This window comes from Microbacterium sp. LWS13-1.2, from assembly GCF_040144835.1.
GTDB lineage: Bacteria > Actinomycetota > Actinomycetes > Actinomycetales > Microbacteriaceae > Microbacterium.
Map to the genome: position 1 here is coordinate 2,101,016 of NZ_CP151632.1, position 22,669 is coordinate 2,123,684.

The window sequence follows — 22,669 nt, forward strand, 5'->3', positions numbered from 1 at the left end:
CAAAGAGCGGAGACGGAGGGATTTGAACCCTCGGTCCCCTTACGAGGACTCCACCTTAGCAGGGTGGTGCACTAGGCCTGACTATGCGACGTCTCCAGGCATCCGGCCGCGAAGCGCGGATGCACCCAGCAATCATAACCGAGACGAGCGCCGCTTCTTGCACCCGCCGGCGCGGTCGCCGCGACGCCGCCCCCGACCGGAAACGCCTTCGTCGTATCAGCCACACGAGCGCACCGCTCCTCCGGGTATGCCGTTCACACAGTACGGAGTCCTCAGTGGGACCCTCACGTCGCACGCGCGGGACGACCCCGACGAGTTCGGGCGCTGGTGGCACGTCAACCTCAGCGTTCGCAGCGGAGCGCGCGAGTTCAAGGTCGCGGTCGATGTCGACAGCAGCAAATCGGCAACCGGCGTGCAGTGGAAGACCGTCCGTACGACCAGCGCCAAGCTCGGATGGCCGACGCTTCCGCCACCGGCGTTCACCCGGCTCGTCTCCGCGCCGACGACCGGGGCGATCGACGTGATCAGGCGTCCGGCCCTGCGCGTAATCGGCATCCGACGGCTCCTGCAGCGGCTGTTCCGCGCGAGGGATGCCGTACCCGCCGAGCGATCGTGGTTCTGGATCCCAGTGCTCCGACCCTGGCGCTCGGGCGATCACCTGCAGGCGTCGGAGGCGCTGGAGGCGACGCTGTGCATCGGCGCGCTCACCCTGGTGTGGGGCGAGCCGTTCCCCGAGAACGCGGCACCGGCCTCGGTGCAGGGCATGCACAACGTCCACCAGAACCAGGGCGACCCCGCCGGCTCGCAGTGGTGGCCCGAGAACGGGATCTGGCAGGACGGCGGTGTCGCGACGCTGCAGGCCGACGGCAGTTGGCTCGTCTTCGTCTCGAAGTTCTCCACCCAGTGCGATCACACCGATAGCGAGGGACACCCCGCCTGAGTCGGCGTCGCCCTACCGTGCGCGGGACGCGTATCAGCCGACCGCGCGGGACGGCATATCAGCCGACCGCGCCGGCGCGGACCGCGGCCCGGCTACCGGCCTTCCTTCTGCGTGCACGTCGTCTGCGCGGCGGTCTGCCCCGCGATGTCGGAGGGCAGCTCGACCCGCTGCTCGGGCACGGGCGTCTCCGCCGTCGCGGGTGTCTCACCGGTGGCCGGGGTCTCCCCCGCCTCTGCCGTCGCGGCGGGCGTCGGCGCCACCTCCGGCTTCACGGCCTCACCGGTCACCTCGACGCCATAGCCCTGGCTGGCGTCGCCGGTGAGCGTCAGCGGCTGGTTGGCCTTGAGCGCGTCGAACAGCACCTTCGCGGCATCCTTCACCGGCATGACCCGGCTCGCGCCGTCGCCGGACGAATACCGCGTCGGGTACTGCACGAACACGATGTCCTCGTACGGCACGTCCTTGACCGCCATCGCGATCTGCACCATGAGCGTGGGGTTGGTGAGACCGGAGCTCAGCACCAGCTGCTTCTGCTGCACCTGGTTGATCGCGGTCGACGCGAGGTTCAGCAGCGTCGCGGGGTTCGACAGCACGGCGCCGGACTGCAGCTTGCGCACCATCGACGACATGAACTGCTGCTGGTTCGAGATGCGGCCCAGGTCCGAGCCGTCGCCGATGCCGTGGCGGATGCGCAGGAACTGCAGCGCCTGGACGCCCTGGAGCGTGTGGTTGCCTGCGGTGAGGCTGAGCCCGGTGTGCGAGTCGCTGATGTCGTCGGCCACGCACACGTCCACGCCGCCGATGGCATCGGACATGTTGATGACGCCGGTCCAGCGGATCGCCGCTGCGAAGTCGATCTCGTCCTCGATGAGCGATTCGACCGTGAGCACGGTGCAGGCGAGCCCACCGTACTGGTACGACGCGTTCATCATTTGCGACGACATCGCCGAGTAGCTGCCGCTGCCGTCCTCCGTGGGGCAGGACGGGATCGGCACGAGCATGTCGCGCGGGAACGAGACGACCGTCACGCGACGGGGCTCGTCCGAGATGCGCACGAGCATGGTGACGTCGTTGCGCTCACCCTCGGTGTCGCCGCGCTGGCAGGCGGACGACAGCTTCGCGTTGTCGCCCTCGCACGAGTCGGTGCCGGCCATGAGGATGTTGACGCCGCCCTCGATCGCACCCAGGGACGGCGGCAGGACCCCGCCCTCGTCGAGAACGACGGCGTTGGCGGCCACCGTCTGCGTCGCGTCCCACACGTTGTACGCGGCGATGCTGGCAGCGCTCACGCCGAAGACGCCGAGCACGACGCCCAGCATGGCGAAGAGTGTGACGAACGGATGCCGGGACTTCAGGGCACCGTGGCGCGCGAGGGGCGCCCGGCCCTCTCGCGAGGGCCGCTTCGACGCCGCCATCAGCCGTTGGCCCTGACGTTGCCGGCCGAGCAGGTCTGCTGCGCCGCGTTCTGACCCGGGATGTTGTCGGGAAGCGCCACGGGGGTCTCGCTCGGCGCAGGCGCGGCGGTCGGGTCCGTGGTCGGCGCAGGGTCGGTGGTCGGCTCAGTGGGCTGCGGGTCGGCCACGATCACTCCTCCGGTGAGATCCTGGTCGTGCGTGACCTCGATCGACTCGTTCGCCGCGAGCGCCGCCCACAGCTGATCGGCCGAGTCGTAGTCGGGCACCACGCGGTTGGCGTCGGCGGGGTCCGTCAGCACGGGGTACTGGACGAACACGATGTCTTCGAACGGCACGTCCTTGATCGCGAGCGCGATCTGCATCAGCGTCATCGGGTTGGTCAGCGACTCGCTCGGCGTGATGTTGTCGACCGCTGTGGTGGCCAGCTTGTACAGCGTCGCCGGGTCGGAGAGCACCTCGCTGCTGACGAGCTTGCGGGCGAGACTCGACATGTACTGCTGCTGGTTGCTGATGCGCGCCAGGTCGCTGCCGTTCTCCAGGCCGTGGCGGGTGCGAAGGAACTGCAGCGCCTCGACGCCCTGGATCGTGCGCGGCCCCGCCGGCCAGTTGATGGCGGTGTACTTGTCCTTGATGCCGCCGTTGCCGATGCAGACGTCGACGCCGCCGATCGCGTCGGTGATGTTGATGACGTTGCCGAAGCTCACCTTGGCGGCGAACGGGATGTTCTGACCACTCAGGTCGCTGATCGTCTTCGCGGTGCACGACAGGCCGCCGTAACCCCACGCCTCGTTGATCTGCGTCTTGGAGGTCGCCGACGTGGTCGAGCCGTCTTCGCGCGTGCAGGACGGGATCGGGATCATCAGGTCGCGCGGGAACGACACCACCGTCACCCGGCGCGGGTTGTCGGAGATGTGCACGAGCATGTTGACGTCGTTGAGCTGCCCGCCGGCGTCCGCGCCTGTGCAACGGTCACCGAAGAGGTATGCGTACTCCTCTTCGCATTCGTCGGTGCCGACGAGCAGGATGTCGACGCCGCCCTCGATCGCTCCGATGTCGGGCGGGACGGATCCCTGGCCCTCGAGCTCGACGGCATCCGCGGTGAAGCTGGTGGTGATGTCGGTGACGGCATATGCCGCGACCCCGACGCCCGAGACCAGCACCACGGCGGCGACGATGCCGATGAGCTTCGCGACGAAGCCGAACGGGCCCGGAGACGACAGCTCACCATGACGGGCCACCGTACGGCGGCCACGCCTCGTGGGCTTGTGCGTCGAGCTCACTCGGTTCCTCTCAAGGATGCTGCGGTCTCACGGTCGCCCCCGGCACATCGTTTCTGCGGAGGGTGTGGGATTCGAACCCACGGGACATTGCTGCCCACTGGTTTTCAAGACCAGGTCCATCGGCCGCTCGGACAACCCTCCCGACCGAAGCCACCCCGGAGGGCGGCATCCGTCGAACAGGCGTCGAGTCTAGCCGACAGCACTGTCGGCCCATTCTTCCAACGGCGCCTGGCAATCCTCTGAAGGACGCACGCTTTCCCGAGTTGGTCCGGTCATTGAGCGAGCGAAGCGAGACGAAACGCCTCGAACCACGGTCAGGCGCCGGGTTCGGGGCGTTTCGTCTCGCTCGTTCCTCGCTCGCTCAACGACCGGGTGGCGGGGTCAGAGGAGGCGCAGCACGGCGGCGACGCCGCCCTCGTGGACCGAGGACGTGGTCTCGCCTGCGGCATCCCGCACTTCCTGCGGGCCCTGCGCCATCGCGACGGCACGCCCGCCGTTGTCGAGCGCCCAGCGGAACATGCCGACGTCGTTGCGGCCGTCGCCCATCACGAGGACGTGCGCCGGGTCGATGCCGAGCTCGGTGCGCACCAGCTCGAGGCCGGTGCTCTTGTCGACGCCCTTGGGCGCGATGTCGAGCCATGCGGTCCAGCCGACGGCGTACGAGACGTGGTGGAGTCCGATGCGGGCCACCAGGTCGACGAAGTCCTTCTCGCGCTTTTCGGGCGACACGACGACGATGCGGCACACGGGCTGCGCGCCGAGCTCTTCGAACGGCACTCGACGCGCGTTCGTGAGATTCCAGTCCTCGAGGTACTCCGTGTACAGCCGACGGCCGTCGGGCAGCTCGACGAGGTAGCGCGCGTCGGGCAGGTGCTCGCGCAGCTGCTCGAGAACGGCGCTCGGGTCGAAGGTCTCGATGTGCCAGCGGTCGTACCGCAGCTCGTCGGCCTCGACGCGCTTGAGGACGACGGCGCCGTTGGAGCACACGACGAACTCGGGGGCGATGCCCAGCACGCGCAGGATGCCGCGGGTACCCTCCCAGCTGCGGCCGGTGGCGACCATCACCTCGTGGCCCGCGCGGTGCGCGTGCTCGACGGCGTCGACGACCCCCGGACTCAGCGACTCGTCCTCGAGTAGCACGGTGCCGTCGATGTCGAGTGCGATGAGGAGCTGCTCCGTCGCGACGGCGGGATTCTCGGTGTCGCGCGCGACCCGCTCGACGAGCTTCGCGGCCTTCTTCGGCGCGACGACCTTGATCGACCCGGTCGCGGGCAGATGCGCGTCGGTCACGCGATCGGCTCCATGACCTCGAGTCCGCCGAGGAACGGTCGCAGCACCTCCGGCACGGTGACCGAGCCGTCCTCGCGCTGATGCGTCTCGAGAATCGCAACGATCCAGCGGGTTGTCGCGAGCGTGCCGTTGAGCGTCGCGACCGGCTGCGTCTTGCCACCTTCGGGCCGGTAGCGGATGTCGAGCCGACGCGCCTGGTAGGTCGTGCAGTTCGACGTCGAGGTGAGCTCACGATAGGCGTTCTGCGTAGGCACCCAGGCCTCGACGTCGTACTTGCGGGCGGCGCTCGAACCGAGGTCGCCCGCGGCCACGTCGATCACGCGGTACGACAGGCCCAGGTCTTGCAGCATGCGCTCCTGCAGCTCGACGAGGCGCAGGTGCTCGGCCTCCGCCTCTTCAGGGGTGGTGTAGACGAACATCTCGAGCTTGTTGAACTGGTGCACGCGGATGATGCCGCGGGTGTCCTTGCCGTACGACCCGGCTTCGCTGCGGTAGCAGGTCGACCAGCCGGCGTAGCGCTTGGGTCCGCGCGAGAGGTCGAGGATCTCGTCCATGTGGTAGCCGGCGAGCGGCACCTCGCTGGTGCCGACGAGATAGAGGTCCTCGTCGTCGAGGTGGTAGACCTCGGCGGCGTGCTTGCCGAGGAACCCGGTGCCGCGCATGACCTCGGGGCGCACCAGCGTCGGCGGGATGATGGGCGTGAAGCCCGCTTGCAGCGCGCGGTCGAGCCCCAGGTTCATCAGCGCGATCTCGAGGCGCGCGCCGATGCCGGTGAGGAAGTAGAACCGGCTGCCCGACACCTTGGTGCCGCGCTCCATGTCGATCGCGCCGAGCCGCTCGCCGATCTCGAGGTGGTCGCGGGGCTCGAAGCCGAAGGCGGGAACCTCGCCGTGGGTGCGCAGCGTGACGAAGTCGTCCTCGCCGCCGGACGGCACGCCCTCGATGACGATGTTCTCGAGGGCGGAGAAAGCCTCGGCGGATGCCTCCTCGGCGGCGGTGACCGCGTGCTGGGCCTGCTTCACCTGCTCGCTCAGCTGCTTGGCCTCGGCGACGAGCGCCGCCTTCTCCTCTTTGGGGGCTTGCGCGACTCTCTTGCCGTGAGCGTTCTGCGCGGCGCGGAGCTCTTCGAACGTCGTGATCGCGGCACGTCGGGCCCGATCGGCCTCGACGGCGACGTCAACGGTGTCGGGCGACTCGCCCCGCGCCTCCTGCGAGCGCTTGACCAGCTCGGGATTGTCGCGAAGCAGCACGGGATCGATCACCCTGCAAGCTTAGTCACGGCCTCCGCGCAGGCACGTGTGGCCTCGGCCGTCGACCCACGGCCGAGACTCCCTGGCGCGCCCCTTGACCTCGGATGCCCCCGACGGGCGTTTCGCGTCCTACTCTGGACCACATGGCGGCATCTGGATCGAGCGACGACGCACGACCCGACGACGCACGGCCCGACGACGCACGACCTGACGACACACGACCCGACGACGCACGACCCGAGGACGACCTCATCCCGCACCCGGCCGATGCGATCTACGCCGACGGTCCCAGCACCGCCGAGCTCGACCTCGCCGAGGTGGAGATCGAGGAGACGATCCCGACCGCCGACGCGGCCCCGCCTGCCGGGCCGCCCGAGGCCGACGCACCCGACCCGGCCGAGGCTGCGAAGCCCGACGACGTGATCCGCGAGCCCGACGACGTCGAGGCCGACACGGCCGACGGCGAGACCGGCTACGCGCGCCGCGTCGATCCGGCGGGACGGACGCGTCCCTTGGAGACTGCGGGTGAGCGCCCCTCACCCAAGGCAGCCCTCGTCTACAACCCGATCAAGGTCGATGCCGACACCCTGCGCGAGACCGTCACCCGGCTCTCGGCGGACGCCGGGTGGGCCGGGCCCCTGTTCTACGAGACCACGGTCGACGACCTCGGCGACGACGTGACCCGTCAGGCACTCGACGAGGGCGTCGACACCGTCCTCGTGGCCGGCGGCGACGGCACCGTGCGCGCCGTGTCGGAGGCGATGAGCGGCAGCGGCGTTCCTCTCGCGATCGTGCCCAGCGGCACCGGCAACCTGCTCGCCCGCAATCTGCGGCTGCCGCTGACGGAGCCGGATGCGATGGTGCGCGCCGTCTTCGATGGCGACAGGCTCGCCATGGACGTCGGCTGGACCGAGCTGAGCCGTCCCGACGGGACGACCGCCGAGCACGCCTTCGTGGTGATGGGCGGCATCGGCCTGGATGCCGCGATGATCGCCAACACCAACCCGCAGCTGAAGAAGACCGTCGGCTGGGTGGCATACGTTGACGGGGCGGCGCGCGCGCTGCCGTACGCGAAGCCGTTCCGCGTCGTCTACGAGCTGCCCGGACACCGGCTGCACTCCTCGCGCGTGCAGAGCGTGCTGTTCGCGAACTGCGGGAGGCTCCCCGCGGGACTCGACCTCATCCCCGAGGCCTCCATCGCCGACGGCGCGCTCGACATCGTCATCTTCCAGCCCAAGGGGCCGTTCGGCTGGCTGTTCGTCTGGCGCCGCGTGGCGTGGGACAACAGCTTCCTCCGTCGCTTCCGCACCGGCCGCCGCGTGCTGTCGCTGCGCACCAAGGACAACGCCGTGATCTACTCCCGCGGCGCGGGGATCGAGCTGGCGACACACGAGCCGCGGCCCGTGCAGCTCGACGGCGACGAGTTCGGCGAGGCCCTCTCGGTGAAGACCCGCGTCGCCCCCGCCGCACTCCTGGTCGTGGTGCCCAAGGGCCACGACACCGACGGTCTCTGACGGGAGCTCAGCCCTTCACGGCGCCGCCCATGCCGGCGCTGTTGAGGAACACCCGCTGGAACAGCAGGAAGAGCAGGATCGGGATCACGGTCGAGATCGCGAGCGCGGCGAGGAAGACGTCGAGCTCGATGAACTGCTGCAGCTGCGGCAGCCGCACGGACAGCGGCTGCAATGCCGGGTCCTTGAGGACGAGCATCGGCCAGAGGAAGTCCTTCCATGCGGCGATGACCGCGAAGACCGAGACGACCCCGAGGATCGGCCGCGACATCGGAAGAACCACCGACCAGAACAGGCGGTAGGGGCCCGCGCCGTCCATGCGCGCCGCCTCGAAGACCTCGCGGGGGAGCGAATCGAAGAACCGCATGACGAGCAGCACGTTGAACGCGTTCGCGCCCGCGGGAAGCCACACCGCCCAGAACGTGTTGATGAGCGACTGGCCGAGCAGCGGCGGCTGCACGATCGTCAGGTACAGCGGGACGAGCAGCACGATGCTCGGCACGAACAGCGTGGCCAGGACCGCCCCCACGACGACCTTGCCGTACCGCGGACGCAGCACCGACAGCGCGTAGCCGGCCGTGGTCGCCACGAGTATCTGCACCAGCCAGACGCCCAGCGCGATGATCACCGTATTGCCGAAGTACTTGTCGATCTCGACGCGATTCCAGGCCTCGACGAGGTTCGCCCAGTCCATGCCGTTGGGCCAGAGCGCGAGCGGCTGGCGCAGCGTGTCCTGCGTCGGCGTGACAGCCGACTTCGCCAGCCACAGGATCGGTCCGAGTCCCACGACGACGAGCGACACCAGCAGCACCGCGTGAGTGACGCGCGTCGTCGCGCGGACGCGCCCGCGGCGCCAATCGGCGGACGAGAGGATGCCGCGATCGGCGTCGTCTTCGCGCGGACGGCGGCGCGCGACGGCGGCGTCGACCCGGCTCACGACGTGCTCCAGCTCTTGGTGAGGCGGAAGTAGACCGCGGAGAAGATCGCGAGCACCACGGCGAGCATGGTACTGAGCGCCGTCGCGGCACCGTAATCGCCGCCCAGACTGTTCTGGAACGCGTACTTGTAGATGAGCATCAGCACCGTCATGGTCGAGTTCGCCGGACCGCCGGCGGTCAGCAGGAAGGGCTCGAGGAACACCTGCGCCGTCCCGATGATCTGGAGGATGAAGGTGACCAGCAGCACGCCGCGCAGCTGAGGCACGGTGACGTGCCACACCTTGCGCCACACTCCGGCGCCGTCGACCTCGGCCGCGTCGTAGAGCTCTGGGGCGACGCCGATGAGCGCGGCGAGGTAGATGATCACCGTGCCGCCGGCCGCCGACCAGGTGGCGAACAGCACGATGGAGGGCATCGCGGTGGCGGGGTCCTGCAGCCACGGCAGCGGAGCGAGTCCGAACCAGCCGATGATCGTGTTGAATACACCGTTGGGCGACGCGTCGTAGAAGAACTTCCACAGGAGCGCGCCGACGACGGGCGGGACGATCACGGGCAGGTACGCCAGAGCGCTGTAGAGGCCGCGCCCCCGGCGGACCTCGCTCATCAGGACCGCGACCACGAGCGGGATCGGGTAGCCGAGGAGCAGCGCGAGCACCGCGAACCACAGCGTGTTGAGGACGGCGGTCCCCAGCAGCGGGTCGTTCAGCACCGTCGCGAAGTTCTCGAGTCCGACCCATTCGGGCGCGGAGATCAGGTTCGTGTGCTGGAACGCCATGACCGCGGCATCCACGATCGGCTTCCACGAGAAGAACACGAAGCTGATCAGGAGCGGCACGAGGAAGACGAGGGTGTGCGGGCCGTCGCCGCGCACCCACCCGCGGACACCGCGGCGTCGGCGTGGCGCCGCGCTCACGGCACGGTCGATGGTGTCGGGGGTCTCGGCGACGGGCGGCGGCGCCGTCGTCGGCGTCAGCTGCGTCATGGCAGGTCCTGTTCCAGGTCGACGTCCTCCCGGGGCGAGCCGCCCCGGGAGGACACGGGGATTACGAGCCGGCCTTGGCGTACAGCGCGTCGGCCTGCGACTGCGCGTCAGCGAGGAGCGCGGCGATGTCGGCGTTCTCGTCGGTGAGCACGGACTGGACGACCGTGTCGAGGAGAGCGTAGACGTCCTGCGTCGCCACCCGCGGTTCGGGGACGAGCGGCTGGTCGAAGATCGCGTCGGTGTAGGGCGCCATCTGCTCGACCGGCACGTTCACCGAGGGCGCGATCCACGACTGGTACTCCTCGTACTGGGTGGCGTCGAAGATCGGCAGCTCCGGAGCGCCGACCGGCTGGCCGAGCGAGTCCGCGAGCTCGGCGGTCTCGACCACGGTGTCCTCGTCGGCGAGCTTGGCGAGGTAGTAGAAGTCGATCCACTCGACCGCGGCAGCCTGCTCCGCCTCGTCGGCCTTCGGGCTGACGGCGGCCAGGGTGCCGCCGCCGAGGAGGCCCGGGTCGTCGCCTTCGAGCGGCAGCACCGTCAGCCCGTAGTCGTCGGGATTCAGCTCGTTCTGCGTCACCAGGTTCCCGTAGTTGCCCCCTCCCGACACGTACATGCCGATGCGTCCGGCGGCGAAGTCCTGGTTGATGGTGCCCCAGTCGTAGAGGAAGTTCGACCCCATCGAGTTGTCGGCCCAGCGCAGCTCGTGGAGGTACTCCAGCGCCTCGGCGACCGCGGGGTCGGAGTCGAGCGTGGGCGCCGTCGCGTCCGCGTCCTCGGTGCCTCCCCCGAACGCGTTCACCAGCGTGGTCAGGATCCACCCGCCGGTGTTGCCCGAGGTCATCGTCGCGTACCCGGCCTGGCCGGTCGCCTCCGAGATCGCCTTGGCCGCTTCTCGCACCTCATCCCACGTGGCCGGAGGAGCATCGGGGTCGAGGCCGGCCGCCTCGAACAGGGTGCGGTTGTAGTGCAGTCCCTGGCCGTACGCGGCGATCGGGATCGCCCACTGGGTGCCGTCGTCGGCCTGCCCCGCCTGCGCGACGTTGGGGTTGAAGCGATCCGCATACGGAAGTTCCGCGACGAGCTCCGACACATCGGCGATCTGCTCGTTGGCGATGAGTCCCCGGCCGTCGGTGAACGGGATCGTGAAGACGTCGGGCAGCGTACCGCCGGCGAGGTCGGTGGTGAAGGTGGGCGCCGTCCAGGTGTACTCCTGAGTCTCGACCGCGATGTCGGGGTTGTCCTTCTCGAACGCCTCGACACGCGCGTCGAAGTTGTCACGGGCCTCCTGCTCGAGCCCGGCGTCGATCGCGACCGTGATGGTGACGCCGTCTGCGTCATCACCCCCGGGGCTGGCGCAACCGGCGAGCAGGGCCGCCGTGGAGGTGAGTGCGAGCGCGCCGATGGCGGCGCGCCGGATCGTGGACGTCATTGTCGGGTCCTTTCGTTTCTGCTGTGTCGTGCTGTGGTGTGTGGTGCGGGGTTCGAGCGGGTTGTGGAGCTGACGCAGCGGCCGCCTCCGGGTGTCAGGTTCGGGGGCTCACAGTGCGAGCCACACCGTGGAGTCAGGGGGAAGCATGCCTCCCCGCTCATCCGTCGGCTGTCCGCTGGAGAGCAGCACCGCGCGGTGAGCGGGAAGGGGCACGGCGACGGGGCAGAGGTTGGTCATCGATACGGTCCGCTCGCCACGGCGGAAGGCGAGCACGTCCGCGCCGAGCTCGAGCCACGCCAGGTCCTCGCCGTGCAGGTCCCCGGTCTCACGCCGCAGACGCAGGGCCTCGCGGTACAGCGACAGCATCGACCCCGGGTCGCGCTGCTGGGAGTCCGCGGCGAAGGGCGCCCAGTCCAGGGGCTGCGGAAGCCAGGTCTCGGCGCCGGCTGCCGTCCCGAAGCCGTAGGGCGGCCGGGTCCCAGACCACGGCAGGGGGACCCGGCATCCATCCCGCCCAGGATCGACGCCTCCCGAACGGAAGTGCATGGGGTCCTGGATGACCGACGTCGGCAGCTCCGCCTCGGGGAGGCCCAGCTCATCGCCCTGGTAGATGTAGAGGCTTCCCGGCAGCGCCGCCGTCAGCAGCGCCGCCGCACGTGCCCGACGCGTGCCCCGCGCGATGTCCGTGGGTGTGCCGAACCGCTTGCGGGCGAACGCGAACGCGGAGTCGGCGCGGCCGTATCGCGTGACGGGACGCGTGACGTCATGGTTCGAGAGGACCCAGGTGGCGGGTGCGCCGACCGGCTCGTGCTCCGCGAGAGTCCGCTGGATCGAGCCCCGCAGCGCCGCGGCGCTCCACGGCTGCGTCATGAAGTCGAAGTTGAACGCCGTGTGCATCTCATCGGGCCGCAGGTAGCGTGCGAAGCGCTCCGCGTCGTCTAGCCACACTTCGCCGACGAGCACGCGCGTGCCGTCGTACTCGTCGGCCACGGCTCGCCAGCCCCGATAGATGTCGTGCAGTTCGTCGCGGTCGACGTGCGGATGCTCGCCCGGCGCGTGGACGGCGTCGCCGATGTGCGGCAGCGCGGGGTCCTTGACCGGCAGCGCGGCGGAGTCGATGCGCACACCCGCGACGCCGCGGTCGAACCAGAACCGGAGGATGTCTTCGTGCTCGCGACGGACGTCGGGGTGGTTCCAGTTCAGGTCGGGCTGCTCCGGCGTGAAGAGGTGCAGATACCACTCCCCCGGCGTGCCGTCGGAGTTCGTCGTGCGCGTCCACGTCTCGCCCTGGAAGCTCGAGACCCAGTCCGTCGGCATCTCGTCGCCGTCGTGGCCACCGCCCGGGTGGAACCAGAAGCGCTCGCGCTCGGGACTGCCCGGACCCGCGACGAGCGCCGCCTGGAACCACGGGTGCTGATCCGAGAGGTGGTTCGGCACCACGTCGATGATCGTGCGGATGCCGAGGGCCAGCGCCTCCTGGATCAGCAGCTCCGCCTCCTCGAGCGTGCCGAACCGGGGGTCGATGTCGCGGTAGTCCTGCACGTCGTAGCCGCCGTCGGCCAGCGGGCTCGGGTACCAGGGGTTGAACCAGAGGGCGTCGACGCCGAGGTCCTTCAGGTAGCCGAGACGGGCGCGCACCCCCGCGAGATCCCCCGTGCCGTCCCCGTTCCCGTCCGCGAAGCTGCGGACGTAGACCTGGTAGATGACGGCCGACCGCCACCACAGCGGGTTGTCGCTCGCGGGAACGGCTCGTTCGCCGCGGGTGAGGACCTCGGTGTCCACGTGACTCCTCGTCGTCGATGGAAGGACTCGATACGACGAATGTATTCGCAGGACAATTACTTTGCAAGTCTTCGACAGAATTATGCAAGATTGCGTTTGCGCATCGGCTGACGGGACGGAAACCCGCTGCGCGGGATCGTCCTCCGGCGCGCTTACCCGCGGCGTCGGCTTCGCCGGCGGCGCCCGCCAGTCCCGAGCCCGCGCGTTCTCCGGACGATCCCGCTCCGCTGACGCGTGCGCCGCGCGAGGCGGCTCGACGCCGGTCGTTGAGCGAGCGAGGAACGAGCGAGACGAAACGCCCCGGACGCGGCGTCGCAGCGAGGCTGGAGGCGTTTCGTCTTCGGGCGCCGGAACGCCCTCCGCTCAACGACCGGGGTGTTACCGAAAGCGGCGGTCAGGCGTCAGCGGTCAGGCGGCGGGTCCGGTCGAGGCCCGCAGCACGAGCTCCGGCTCGAAGAGCAGCTCATCGCCGGGCTCCGTCGTACCCGCGATCTGCGACAGCAGCAGCTCGATGACGGTGCGCCCCATCGACTCGATCGGCTGCCGCACGGTCGTCAGCGGCGGCTCTGTGCAGCTCATGAGGAAGGAGTCGTCGAACCCCACGACGCTGACGTCCTCCGGCACGCGCAGGCCATGCCGACGCGCCGCGCGCACGGCGCCGAGCGCGAGCGGGTCACTGGCGCACACGATGGCGGTCGCCCCGGCTGCGAACAGACGGGTGGCCCCGGCCTGGCCCGACTCCAGCGAGTAGAGGCCGCGCACCACGAGGGAGTCCTCGAGCGGAGAGCCCAGGCGCTCCAGCAGCGGCCGCGCGGCGGCGAGCTTGCGCTGCGAGGGGATGTGGTCGAGCGGCCCCAGGAGCAGGCCGATGCGACGGTGGCCGAGCTGATGCAGGTGCTGGATTGCCTGCTCCGCGGCCGCCCCGTCGTCGGTCGAGACGGTGGCGAAGTCTAGGGCGTCGATGCGCGCGTTCACCAGCACGGTCGGCAGGTGCACCTGCCGGAGCCGCTCGTAGTGCTCGTGCGCAGCATCCGCCTGGCTGTAGTTGCCACCGAGGAAGATGACGCCCGACACCTGCTGCTGCAGCAGCAGGTCGACGTAGTCGGACTCGGTGATGCCGCCGGCGTTCTGTGTGCACAGCAGCGGCGTGTAGCCGTTCTGCGTCAGTCCGCCGCCGATGATCTCGGCGAGGGCCGGGAAGATCGGGTTCTGCAGCTCGGGAAGCACGAGCCCGACGAGTCGCGCCCGCTCGCCGCGGAGCTTGGTTGGCCGCTCGTACCCGAGCACGTCGAGCGCGGTGAGCACGGCCTGGCGCGTGGCTTCCGATACCCCTGGCTTGTCGTTGAGCACCCGGCTGACGGTGGCTTCGCTGACCCCGACCTTGCGCGCCACTTCGGCGAGACGCTTCGACATGCGCTCAGTGTACGCAAGAACTTGCAGGATCGCGCAAGTGGGTGCAAGCGACGCATACCCATCGTCGTCGACCTGTCAAGACCGCGCCCGCGGGCCCGTCGCGCGGCAGGATGGGGCCATGCCCGGCCCCTCCATCGTGTGGTTCCGCGACGACCTGCGCCTCGCCGACAACCCCGCGGTGCGTGCGGCCCTGGATCGCGGCGAGCCCGTGATCGGGTTGTACGTGCTCGACGAGGAGAGCCCCGGCATCCGCCCACTCGGCGGGGCGGCGCGCTGGTGGCTGCACCACAGCCTCGCCTCGCTGGGCGAGCGGCTGCGCGAGCGCGGCGGCACCCTGGTGCTGCGGCGCGGCCCGGCCGATCGGGTGGTGCGCGAGACGGTGACGGATGCCGCGGCCGGCGCCGTCTTCTGGAGCCGGAGATACGGCGGGCCCGAGCGCGAGATCGATGCCGGCCTCAAGTCCGCGCTCCGCGACGACGGCATCGAGGTCTCGTCGTTCGCGGCCTCGCTGCTGTTCGAGCCGTGGGCGGTGCGCACCGGCGCCGGAACCCCGTTCTCGGTGTTCACGCCCTTCTGGCGCGCGTGCCTCGCCCTGCCCGCACCGCGCGCCCCGCTCGCCGAACCCCGCGAGGTCGGCGGGCCGCGCCGGGCTCCGGCATCCGACTCGCTCGACGACTGGGCGCTGCTGCCCAGTCGGCCCGACTGGGCGGGCGGACTGCGCGAGACGTGGGAGCCGGGCGAACCGGCCGCGCGCCGACGGCTGCGGGAGTTCCTGCGCGACGACCTCGCGCACTACGACCGCGCCCGCGACGAGCCCGCCGCCGGCGCGACCTCACTGCTGTCGCCGCGCCTGCGCTGGGGCGAGCTCAGCCCGCACATCGTCTGGCACGAGACCGTCGAGGCCGGTGCCGGCGGCAGGTTCCTCTCGGAGCTCGGGTGGCGCGAATTCGCATGGCACGTCCTCTTCCACCACCCCGACCTCGCCAGCCGCAATCTGCGGCCCGAGTTCGACGCGTTCCCCTGGCCCCGGCTGAAGCCCACCCACCTCGACGCCTGGCAGCGCGGCCGCACCGGCGTCGCGCTCGTCGATGCGGGCATGAAGGAGCTGTGGCACACGGGCTACATGCACAACCGGGTGCGGATGGTGGCGGCATCCTTCCTCGTCAAGAACCTGCTCATCGACTGGCGGCGCGGCGAAGAGTGGTTCTGGGACACGCTGGTCGACGCCGACGGCGCCAACAACCCGTTCAACTGGCAGTGGGTGGCGGGGTCGGGCGCCGATGCGGCGCCGTACTTCCGCATCTTCAACCCGCAGCTGCAGGCCAGGAAGTTCGACTCCGACGCGCACTACGTGCGCGAGTGGGCGCCGGAGCACCTCGGAGAGCACCCGCCCGAGCCCATCGTCGATCTCGGCGAGACCCGCAGGGCCGCGCTCGACGCGTACGAGCACGTCAAGCGCGCCGCCCGCGCCTGAGGTGACGGGAGCCGGGCGCCGGCACTGTCGCTACCAGGCGTACGCTTCGGGCGCCTGGCCGCCGGGGCCGGGGAACAGCTCGTCGAGTTCCGTCAGGTCGTCGTCGCTGAGCCGGATGTCGAGGGCCGACACCGCGGACTCGAGCTGCTCGACGGTGCGGGGGCCGATGATCGGTCCGGTCACACCCGGCTGGTGCAGCAGCCACGCGAGTCCGAGGGCGGAGGGCGTCCAGCCGCGTTCCTGTGCGAAGCGCTCGTACGCGGCGAGCTGGTCGCCGCGCTCCTCGCGCTGCGACGCGACACGCGCCGTCGCAGAGCGCGCGTTGGCGTCGGACGATCCGCCGCTGAGCAGCCCGCCCGCCAGTGGCGACCACGGCAGGATGCCGAGACCGTAGTTCTGCGCCGCGGGGATGACTTCGAGCTCGATGGAGCGCTGCACGAGGTTGTACAGCGACTGCTCGCTGACCAGCCCGAGGAAGTTGCGCTGCGTCGCGATCTCGTTCGCCTGAGCGATGTTCCAGGCCGCGAAGTTCGAGCTGCCGGTGTAGACGACCTCCCCGCGCGCCACCAGCACCTCCATGGCCTGCCAGAGCTCCGGCCACGAGATGTGCCGGTCGATGTGGTGGAACTGGTAGAGGTCGATGCGGTCGGTCTGCAGCCGCCGCAGCGACCCGATCGCCTCGCGGCGCACCTGCCACGCCGACGCGCCGCGTGCGTTGACGACGTCGCCGTCGGGTGTGGGATCGACCATCGGCGAGTGCACCTTCGTCGCCAGGACGATGTCGTCGCGCACACCGGGGCGGGCGGCGAACCACCGGCCGATGATCTCCTCGGTGGTGCCGCGTCCGCCGGCGCCGCCGTAGCCGTTCGCGGTGTCGAAGAAGTTCACGCCGAGCTCCAGCGCGCGGTCCATGATCGCGAACGCGTCCTGCTCCGAGGTGCGGTCGCCGAAGTTCATCGTGCCGAGCACGATCCGCGAGACGGAGGTGCCGGTTCGTCCGAGGTGCACGTAGTCCATCCCGACATCGTCACACGGCTCCCGGAGCACTGGGGCGGCTTTCCGAAACCGTTTCCCGGATTTCCTCCCGTGTCGAGTCCCGGAATGCGCGCGGCCCCTGCCCGGTTGCCGCCCGTCATGACAACGATCGGAATCATCGGTGCAGGACATATCGGCAGCGCGCTCGCACGCGCCTTCTCGGGGCTCGGGTACGACGTCGTGATCGCCAACTCGCGCGGACCCGAGAGCCTGGCCGGCCTGGTCGCCGAGCTCGGACGGAAGGTCACCGCCGCGACCGCCGCCGACGCGGCAGCCGCCGGCGACATCGCCGTGGTGACGGTGCCGCTGAAGGCACTGAAGGATCTGCCGGTCGAGCCGCTCGCCGGCAAGATCGTGCTGGACACCATCAACTACTACTTCGAGCGCGACGGCCACATCGACGCCCTCGACCGCGGCGAGGCCACGACGTCCGGACTCGTGCAGGCGCACCTGCCCGCCTCGGAGGTGGTGAAGGCGTTCAACCAGATCCTCGCTTCCGAGATCAACACCACGGGCCTGCCTGCGGGCGATCCCGACCGCCGTGCCCTCGGCACGGCGAGCGACCACGATGATGCCGTCGAGCTCGTGACGGGCATCTACGACGCCCTCGGGTTCGACACCGTCAGCGCCGGGCCGCTCAGCGAGTCGTGGCGGCTGGAGCGCGACCGGCCCGCGTACGTGGCGCGCCAGACCGCCGCCGAGCTGCGTGAGAACATCGCGAAGGGCAACCGCCTCCCCTGATCCGCCCCGGTCGTCGAGCGAGCGAGGAACGAGCGAGACGAAACGCCCAGAATCCGGCTTGACCGTGGGCTCAGCGCGTTTCGTCTCGCTTCGCTCGCTCAACGACCGGAAGGGCTCAGCGCGTTTCGTCTCGCTTCGCTCGCTCAACGACCGGAAGGAATAGAGCTGATGCCGCAGCGGGTTGTCGCACGGGATGAGTACCGCCATCCCCACCCCGGCCCTGTCCGTGCTCGACCTCGTTCCGGTGCGCACCGGCCAGACGAGCGCCCAGGCGGTCGCGGCATCCCTCTCCCTCGTCGACGCCGCCGATCGGCTGGGCTACCGCCGCTACTGGTTCGCCGAGCACCACAACATGCCGGCGGTCGCCTCGACGACGCCGCCGGTGCTGGCGGCGGCCGCGGCGGCTCGGACCTCGCGGATCCGCCTCGGCTCGGGCGGCGTCATGCTGCCGAACCACTCGCCGCTCGTGGTCGCCGAGCAGTTCGCGGCGCTCGAGGCGCTCGCGCCCGGTCGCATCGACCTCGGCCTCGGCCGCGCACCCGGCTCCGACCCGGTGATCACGCAGCTGCTCCGCCAGAGCGGCACCACGAGCGACGTCGAGCGCTTCCCCGACCACGTGCGCGACATCATCTCCCTCGTCGCTCCTGACGGCGCCTCCCTGCGCTTCACATCGGGCGGCACGTACGACGTGCACGCGACGCCGGCCGCCACCACGACGCCCGACGTGTGGCTGCTCGGCTCGAGCGACTACTCGGCGCAGCTCGCGGCATCCCTCGGCCTGCCGTACGTCTTCGCGAACCACTTCTCGGGCGAGGGCCTCGAACGCGCTCTCGAGCTCTACCGCACGGCGTTCGTGGCGTCCGAGACGCTCGCCGCCCCGCGGACGTTCCTGACCGCGAACGTGCTCGTCGCGCCGACGGACGACGAGGCGGAGGGGCGTGCGCTGCCGAACCTGCGCATGACCGCGCGCCTGCGGACGAACCGGCCGCTCGTCGCCCTCGAGACCGTCGAGGCCTCGATCGCGAACGCCGCCGATTTCGCCGGTCTCGGCGACACGTTCATGGCGTCGGCGCGTGCGAAGTGGTTCGTCGGCACTGCGCCGGCCGTGGCATCCGACCTCCGCGCCTTCGCCGCGCGGCACGGTGTCGACGAGGTCATGATCTCGCCGATCGCCGGTTCGTACGAGAACGAGCCGATGGATATCGCCCCCGGCCGCCTGCAGACGCTCGAGCTGCTCGCCGCGGAGCTCGGCCTCGCGTCCTGATGCATTCGCCCTCGCCGGGGTCCAGGGCGGGCGCCCGACCGTGGCGCCAGCGAGGCACCCTCCCAGAGCGCCATTGAACTTCCGGTTCACACGCCTGAACGCCGAACCCGGTCCCGACTCGATGACCCGACCCGTGTGAACCGGAAGTTCAACCAACCCGTGTGAACCGGAAGTTCAACCAACCCGTGTGAACCGGAAGCTCAACCAACCCCTGTGAACCGGAAGCTCAACCAACCCCTGTGAACCGGAAGCTCAACCAACCCCTGTGAACCGGAAGCTCAACCAACCCCTGTGAACCGGAAGTTCAATGGGGTTTTTCAGAACCTGCCTGACGACGGCCTGGCCCCGGTGTTCGACGTCCGCTACCAGGCGATCAGCTTGTGGGGCCTGAAGATCACGACGGTCGAGTAGTCCGCCCACATGCGGTCGTTCGTCCACCCGAGGCGCTCGATGCCGCCCGCGTACTTCGCGAGGTAGGCCCCGCCGAGCCGATCCAGCCAATCGACCGTCGGCTCGGGTGACAACTCGACAGTCCCCTGCAGCACGTGGAGCTGCTCGCCGTCGTCGCCGGCTTCGAGGTGAAGCATCGCGCGCGGATTCTCACGCAGGTTCTTGACCTTCGCCGAGCCAGGCTGGCAGAAGACGTAGGCGACGTCGTCCTGCCAGAGGAACCACACCGGCACGGCGTGCGGAAAGCCATCGCGTCCGATGGTGCCGAGCCACGCGATCTCTTCGCTGCGAAGCCGGCCGAGCGCCTTCGCCTCCCGCTCGTTCGAAGCATCCAAAGCCAGCGCCGTCATTCCTGCACCTCGGGCTCGCCCGAGATGAGACCGCGCAGCCAGTCGCGAGCCTCGACGAACACGTCGTCGGCGTACCGCTCCGGGTAGCGCACCACGGCACGGTCGGCCCGCGGGTACGAGCCGAGGAAGGTCACACGCGGGCTGAAGCGGCGCAGTCCGAGGAGGGCGTCGGCCATCCGCTCGTCCTCGAGATGCCCGTCGGCGTCGACGACGAAGCGGTATCGGCCCAGCTCGTCGCCGATCGGGCGGGAGGCGAGCAGCGACAGGTTGATGCCCCGGGTGGCGAACTGCTCCAGCATCTCGAGCAGGGCCCCGGGGTGGTCGTCGGGCAGCTCGACGATGAGCGAGGTCTTGTCGGCGCCTGTCGGCGGCGGCGGCACGACCGTGCGGCTCACGAGCACGAAACGGGTGACGGCGTTGGGGTTGTCGCCGATGTTCGAGGCGAGCAGCTCGAGCTCGTGGTGCTCGAGGATGCCGGGCGGTGCGATCGCGGCATCCGCATCGCTCGATCCGTCGAGGAGGCCCATCGCGCTGGCGACGTTGCTCGCCGCCGGCACGTGCGCGTGGGCGGGGAGGCTCCCCGAGAGCCACTGCAGGCACTGTGCGTAGGCCACCGGATGCGCCGCGATGAGCGACACGTCCTCGAGCCGCGCACCCGGCCGGGCGACCAGCACGAACTCGACCGGCACCAGGTACTCCCCCACGATGCGGAGCCCGGGCACCGTGGCCAGGGCGTCCTGCGCCGTCGACACCCCGCCGTCGACGGAGTTCTCGATGGCGATCATCGCGGCATCCGATCGGCCCTCGACGACGTCCGCGAGCGCCTCGCCGACGTTGCGGACCGACCGCCACTCGTGGCCGCGCGCCTCGGGCACCTGCGCGAGCGCCGCCTCGGTGAACGTGCCCGCGGGCCCGAGATAGCTGTACGTGCGGCGGGTGGGAGCAGATGCCTCGGCGGAGGCGACCTCGGAAGTCACGCGTGCCAGCCTAGCCGCGGCCGTGCGGGCGGGCCCCGCAGCCGCGGCGTGGGCATCACCTCCCGTACCGTACGCAGGATCGCCGGCGCCTGGCGGGCGTCCCGACCGCGTCAATCCGCGGCGGATTCGTCGACGCGGACCATCCACTCCTGAGAACGGAACGGCGGACGGCCGTCATCGGCGATGCGCGAGGCCCTGCGGGAGGGCAGACTGGGACGCATGAGTCGCGCAGGACAGCCCGCCGAAGCATCCGACCTCATCGACATCGATGAGGTGATCTCCGCCTACTACGACATCACCCCGGATCCGGCGGTGCCCGAGCAGCGCGTCGCGTTCGGCACCAGCGGCCACCGCGGCTCCTCACTGTCGGCCAGCTTCAACGAGACCCACATCCTCGCCACGACGCAGGCGATCGTCGACTACCGCCGGGCGCAAGGCATCGAGGGGCCGCTGTTCCTGGGCCGCGACACCCACGGCCTGTCGCTGCCCGCCGAGCGCAGCGCCATCGAGGTGCTCGTCGCGAACGGCGTCGACGTGCGCGTGGACGCCCGCGACTCGTGGGTGCCGACTCCCGCGCTCAGCCACGCGATCCTCACCTACAACCGCGGGAAGGATGCCGCCGACCCGAGCCGCTCCGACGGCATCGTGGTGACCCCGAGCCACAATCCGCCGCGCGACGGCGGCTTCAAGTACAACCCGCCGAACGGCGGCCCCGCCGACACCGACGCGACCGGCTGGATCGCCGACCGGGCGAACGAGCTCATCGCGGCGAACCTGGAGGGCGTGGCGCGCACGCCGTTCCGCGACATCGACGCCGACACGCTCGGCGAGTACGACTTCCGCGACGCCTATGTGCGCGACCTCTCGAACATCATCGACATCGAGGCGATCCGCCGCGCGGGCGTGCGCATCGGCGCCGACCCCCTCGGCGGCGCCTCCGTCGAGTACTGGGCGCTCATCGCAGAGGTGCACGGGCTCGACCTCACCGTCGTGAACCCCGACGTCGACCCGACGTGGCGGTTCATGACGCTGGACTGGGACGAGAAGATCCGCATGGATCCGTCGTCGCCGTCGGCGATGGCAGGCCTCATCGGCCGCCGCGACGAGTACGACATCCTGACCGGCAACGACGCGGACGCCGACCGGCACGGGATCGTGACGCCCGACGCGGGGCTGATGAACCCCAACCACTACCTGGCCGTCGCGATCGACTACCTGTACTCGCACCGCCCGGAATGGCCCGCGGATGCCGCGATCGGCAAGACGCTCGTGAGCTCGATGATCATCGACCGGGTAGCCGAATCGCTCGGGCGTCGGCTGCTGGAGGTTCCGGTCGGATTCAAGTGGTTCGTCCCCGGCCTGCTCGACGGGTCCGTCGCGTTCGGCGGCGAAGAGTCGGCCGGCGCGTCGTTCCTGCGCCGCGACGGGAGCGTCTGGACGACCGACAAGGACGGCATCCTGCTGTGCCTGCTGGCCGCCGAGATCCTCGCGGTGACCGGCAAGACGCCCTCGCAGCGCTATGCGGAGCTCGAGGCCGAGTTCGGCGCCTCGGCGTACCAGCGTGTCGACGCCCCCGCATCCCCCGCCCAGAAGGCCGCGCTCGGAAAGCTGGCGCCCGAGGCGGTCACCGCGACCGAGCTGGCCGGCGAGCCGATCACCGCGAAGCTGTCGCACGCGCCCGGCAACGGGGCAGCGATCGGCGGCCTCAAGGTGCAGACCGAGCACGCGTGGTTCGCCGCGCGCCCGTCGGGCACCGAGGACGTCTACAAGCTCTACGCCGAGTCGCTCCGCGGTCCCGAGCACCTCGCACAGGTGCAGGCAGAGGCGCGCGAGGTGGTGTCGCAGGCCCTGGCCGGCGCCTGACCCCCCGGTCGGTCGTTGAGCGAGCGAGGAACGAGCGAGACGAAACGCGCCTGACCCCCGGTCGTTGAGCGAGCGAGAAACGGCCGACCCGAAACGCGCCCGACCCCCGGTCGTTGAGCGAGCGAGGAACGAGCGAGACGAAACGCGCCCGACCCCCGGTCGTTGAGCGAGCGAGGAATGAGCGAGACGAAACGCGCCTGACCCTGCGCAAGACGGCTCGCCCGTACGCAGACGAATCGCCCGAACCCATGCGAGGGACGCATGGGTTCGGGCGACGTTCTGTCG

The 22,669-nt window shown here is 70.2% G+C and carries 18 protein-coding genes and 2 tRNA genes; 6 read left to right on the top strand and 14 right to left on the bottom strand.

The window, feature by feature from the left end; translation table 11 throughout:
• Positions 1 to 7: 7 nt before the first annotated feature.
• Positions 8 to 96 (bottom strand) — tRNA-Ser (locus tag MRBLWS13_RS10010).
• Positions 97 to 247: 151 nt separating this feature from the next.
• Between MRBLWS13_RS10010 and MRBLWS13_RS10015 the strand changes: the two genes are divergently transcribed.
• Positions 248 to 940, top strand: a complete 693-nt coding sequence (locus tag MRBLWS13_RS10015; RefSeq protein ID WP_349428898.1) for a DUF2278 family protein — start codon at positions 248 to 250, stop codon at positions 938 to 940.
• Positions 941 to 1,032: 92 nt separating this feature from the next.
• On the opposite strand, the gene MRBLWS13_RS10020 is transcribed toward MRBLWS13_RS10015, so the two are convergent.
• The 5 genes from MRBLWS13_RS10020 to serS all read right to left on the bottom strand — a co-directional run bounded on the left by MRBLWS13_RS10020 (position 1,033) and on the right by serS (position 6,187).
• Positions 1,033 to 2,259, bottom strand: coding sequence for an LCP family protein (locus MRBLWS13_RS10020; protein WP_349428899.1), 1,227 nt, complete (start codon positions 2,257 to 2,259; stop codon positions 1,033 to 1,035).
• A gap of 95 nt (positions 2,260 to 2,354) precedes the next feature.
• The gene (locus MRBLWS13_RS10025; protein WP_349428900.1) at positions 2,355 to 3,635 is read right to left on the bottom strand and encodes an LCP family protein; all 1,281 of its coding nucleotides are present in this window, start codon (positions 3,633 to 3,635) and stop codon (positions 2,355 to 2,357) included.
• A gap of 56 nt (positions 3,636 to 3,691) precedes the next feature.
• Positions 3,692 to 3,776: transfer RNA gene (locus MRBLWS13_RS10030), tRNA-Ser, on the bottom strand.
• Between the two features lie 240 nt (positions 3,777 to 4,016).
• Positions 4,017 to 4,925: an HAD family hydrolase gene (locus MRBLWS13_RS10035; RefSeq protein WP_349428901.1), complete on the bottom strand. Its 909-nt coding sequence runs from the start codon at positions 4,923 to 4,925 to the stop codon at positions 4,017 to 4,019.
• A complete protein-coding gene (serS, locus tag MRBLWS13_RS10040; RefSeq protein ID WP_349428902.1) occupies positions 4,922 to 6,187 on the bottom strand; it encodes a serine--tRNA ligase in 1,266 nt (421 codons plus the stop codon). The genes MRBLWS13_RS10035 and serS overlap by 4 nt, the downstream gene beginning before the upstream one ends.
• Before the next feature lie 131 nt (positions 6,188 to 6,318).
• Between serS and MRBLWS13_RS10045 the strand changes: the two genes are divergently transcribed.
• The gene (locus MRBLWS13_RS10045; RefSeq protein ID WP_349428903.1) at positions 6,319 to 7,689 is read left to right on the top strand and encodes a diacylglycerol kinase family protein; all 1,371 of its coding nucleotides are present in this window, start codon (positions 6,319 to 6,321) and stop codon (positions 7,687 to 7,689) included.
• Positions 7,690 to 7,696: 7 nt separating this feature from the next.
• Here MRBLWS13_RS10045 and MRBLWS13_RS10050 read toward each other — a convergent pair whose 3' ends face one another.
• From MRBLWS13_RS10050 to MRBLWS13_RS10070, 5 genes are all read right to left on the bottom strand, one after another.
• A complete protein-coding gene (locus MRBLWS13_RS10050) occupies positions 7,697 to 8,623 on the bottom strand; it encodes a carbohydrate ABC transporter permease (RefSeq protein WP_349428904.1) in 927 nt (308 codons plus the stop codon).
• A complete protein-coding gene (locus MRBLWS13_RS10055) occupies positions 8,620 to 9,606 on the bottom strand; it encodes a sugar ABC transporter permease (RefSeq protein ID WP_349428905.1) in 987 nt (328 codons plus the stop codon). Before MRBLWS13_RS10055 ends, MRBLWS13_RS10050 begins: the two co-directional genes overlap by 4 nt.
• A 61-nt stretch (positions 9,607 to 9,667) precedes the next feature.
• Positions 9,668 to 11,035, bottom strand: a complete 1,368-nt coding sequence (locus MRBLWS13_RS10060; RefSeq protein ID WP_349428906.1) for an extracellular solute-binding protein — start codon at positions 11,033 to 11,035, stop codon at positions 9,668 to 9,670.
• A 108-nt stretch (positions 11,036 to 11,143) separates the two neighbouring features.
• Positions 11,144 to 12,817 carry a glycoside hydrolase family 13 protein gene (locus tag MRBLWS13_RS10065; RefSeq protein ID WP_349428907.1) on the bottom strand — a complete coding sequence of 558 codons (1,674 nt, stop codon included), beginning with the start codon at positions 12,815 to 12,817 and terminating at the stop codon, positions 11,144 to 11,146.
• A gap of 408 nt (positions 12,818 to 13,225) precedes the next feature.
• On the bottom strand, positions 13,226 to 14,230 hold the full coding sequence (locus tag MRBLWS13_RS10070; RefSeq protein WP_349428908.1) for a LacI family DNA-binding transcriptional regulator: 1,005 nt from the start codon (positions 14,228 to 14,230) through the stop codon (positions 13,226 to 13,228).
• Between the two features lie 118 nt (positions 14,231 to 14,348).
• Between MRBLWS13_RS10070 and MRBLWS13_RS10075 the strand changes: the two genes are divergently transcribed.
• A complete protein-coding gene (locus MRBLWS13_RS10075; protein ID WP_349428909.1) occupies positions 14,349 to 15,704 on the top strand; it encodes a deoxyribodipyrimidine photo-lyase in 1,356 nt (451 codons plus the stop codon).
• Between the two features lie 30 nt (positions 15,705 to 15,734).
• Here the strand turns inward: MRBLWS13_RS10075 and MRBLWS13_RS10080 are convergent, their stop codons facing one another.
• The gene (locus MRBLWS13_RS10080) at positions 15,735 to 16,721 is read right to left on the bottom strand and encodes an aldo/keto reductase (protein WP_349428910.1); all 987 of its coding nucleotides are present in this window, start codon (positions 16,719 to 16,721) and stop codon (positions 15,735 to 15,737) included.
• 117 nt (positions 16,722 to 16,838) lie between these two features.
• Here MRBLWS13_RS10080 and MRBLWS13_RS10085 point away from each other — a divergent pair, with 117 nt between their 5' ends.
• A complete protein-coding gene (locus MRBLWS13_RS10085; protein ID WP_349428911.1) occupies positions 16,839 to 17,480 on the top strand; it encodes an NAD(P)-binding domain-containing protein in 642 nt (213 codons plus the stop codon).
• Between the two features lie 193 nt (positions 17,481 to 17,673).
• Complete coding sequence (locus MRBLWS13_RS10090; RefSeq protein ID WP_349428912.1) at positions 17,674 to 18,744, top strand: LLM class flavin-dependent oxidoreductase; 1,071 nt, start codon at positions 17,674 to 17,676, stop codon at positions 18,742 to 18,744.
• Between the two features lie 362 nt (positions 18,745 to 19,106).
• On the opposite strand, the gene MRBLWS13_RS10095 is transcribed toward MRBLWS13_RS10090, so the two are convergent.
• Positions 19,107 to 19,544 (bottom strand): pyridoxamine 5'-phosphate oxidase family protein, encoded by a 438-nt coding sequence (locus MRBLWS13_RS10095; RefSeq protein WP_349428913.1) that lies wholly within the window; start codon positions 19,542 to 19,544, stop codon positions 19,107 to 19,109.
• Positions 19,541 to 20,521 carry a prephenate dehydratase gene (gene pheA, locus MRBLWS13_RS10100; protein WP_349428914.1) on the bottom strand — a complete coding sequence of 327 codons (981 nt, stop codon included), beginning with the start codon at positions 20,519 to 20,521 and terminating at the stop codon, positions 19,541 to 19,543. Before pheA ends, MRBLWS13_RS10095 begins: the two co-directional genes overlap by 4 nt.
• A gap of 219 nt (positions 20,522 to 20,740) precedes the next feature.
• Here pheA and pgm point away from each other — a divergent pair, with 219 nt between their 5' ends.
• Positions 20,741 to 22,384, top strand: coding sequence for a phosphoglucomutase (alpha-D-glucose-1,6-bisphosphate-dependent) (gene pgm / locus MRBLWS13_RS10105; RefSeq protein ID WP_349428915.1), 1,644 nt, complete (start codon positions 20,741 to 20,743; stop codon positions 22,382 to 22,384).
• Positions 22,385 to 22,669 lie beyond the last annotated feature (285 nt).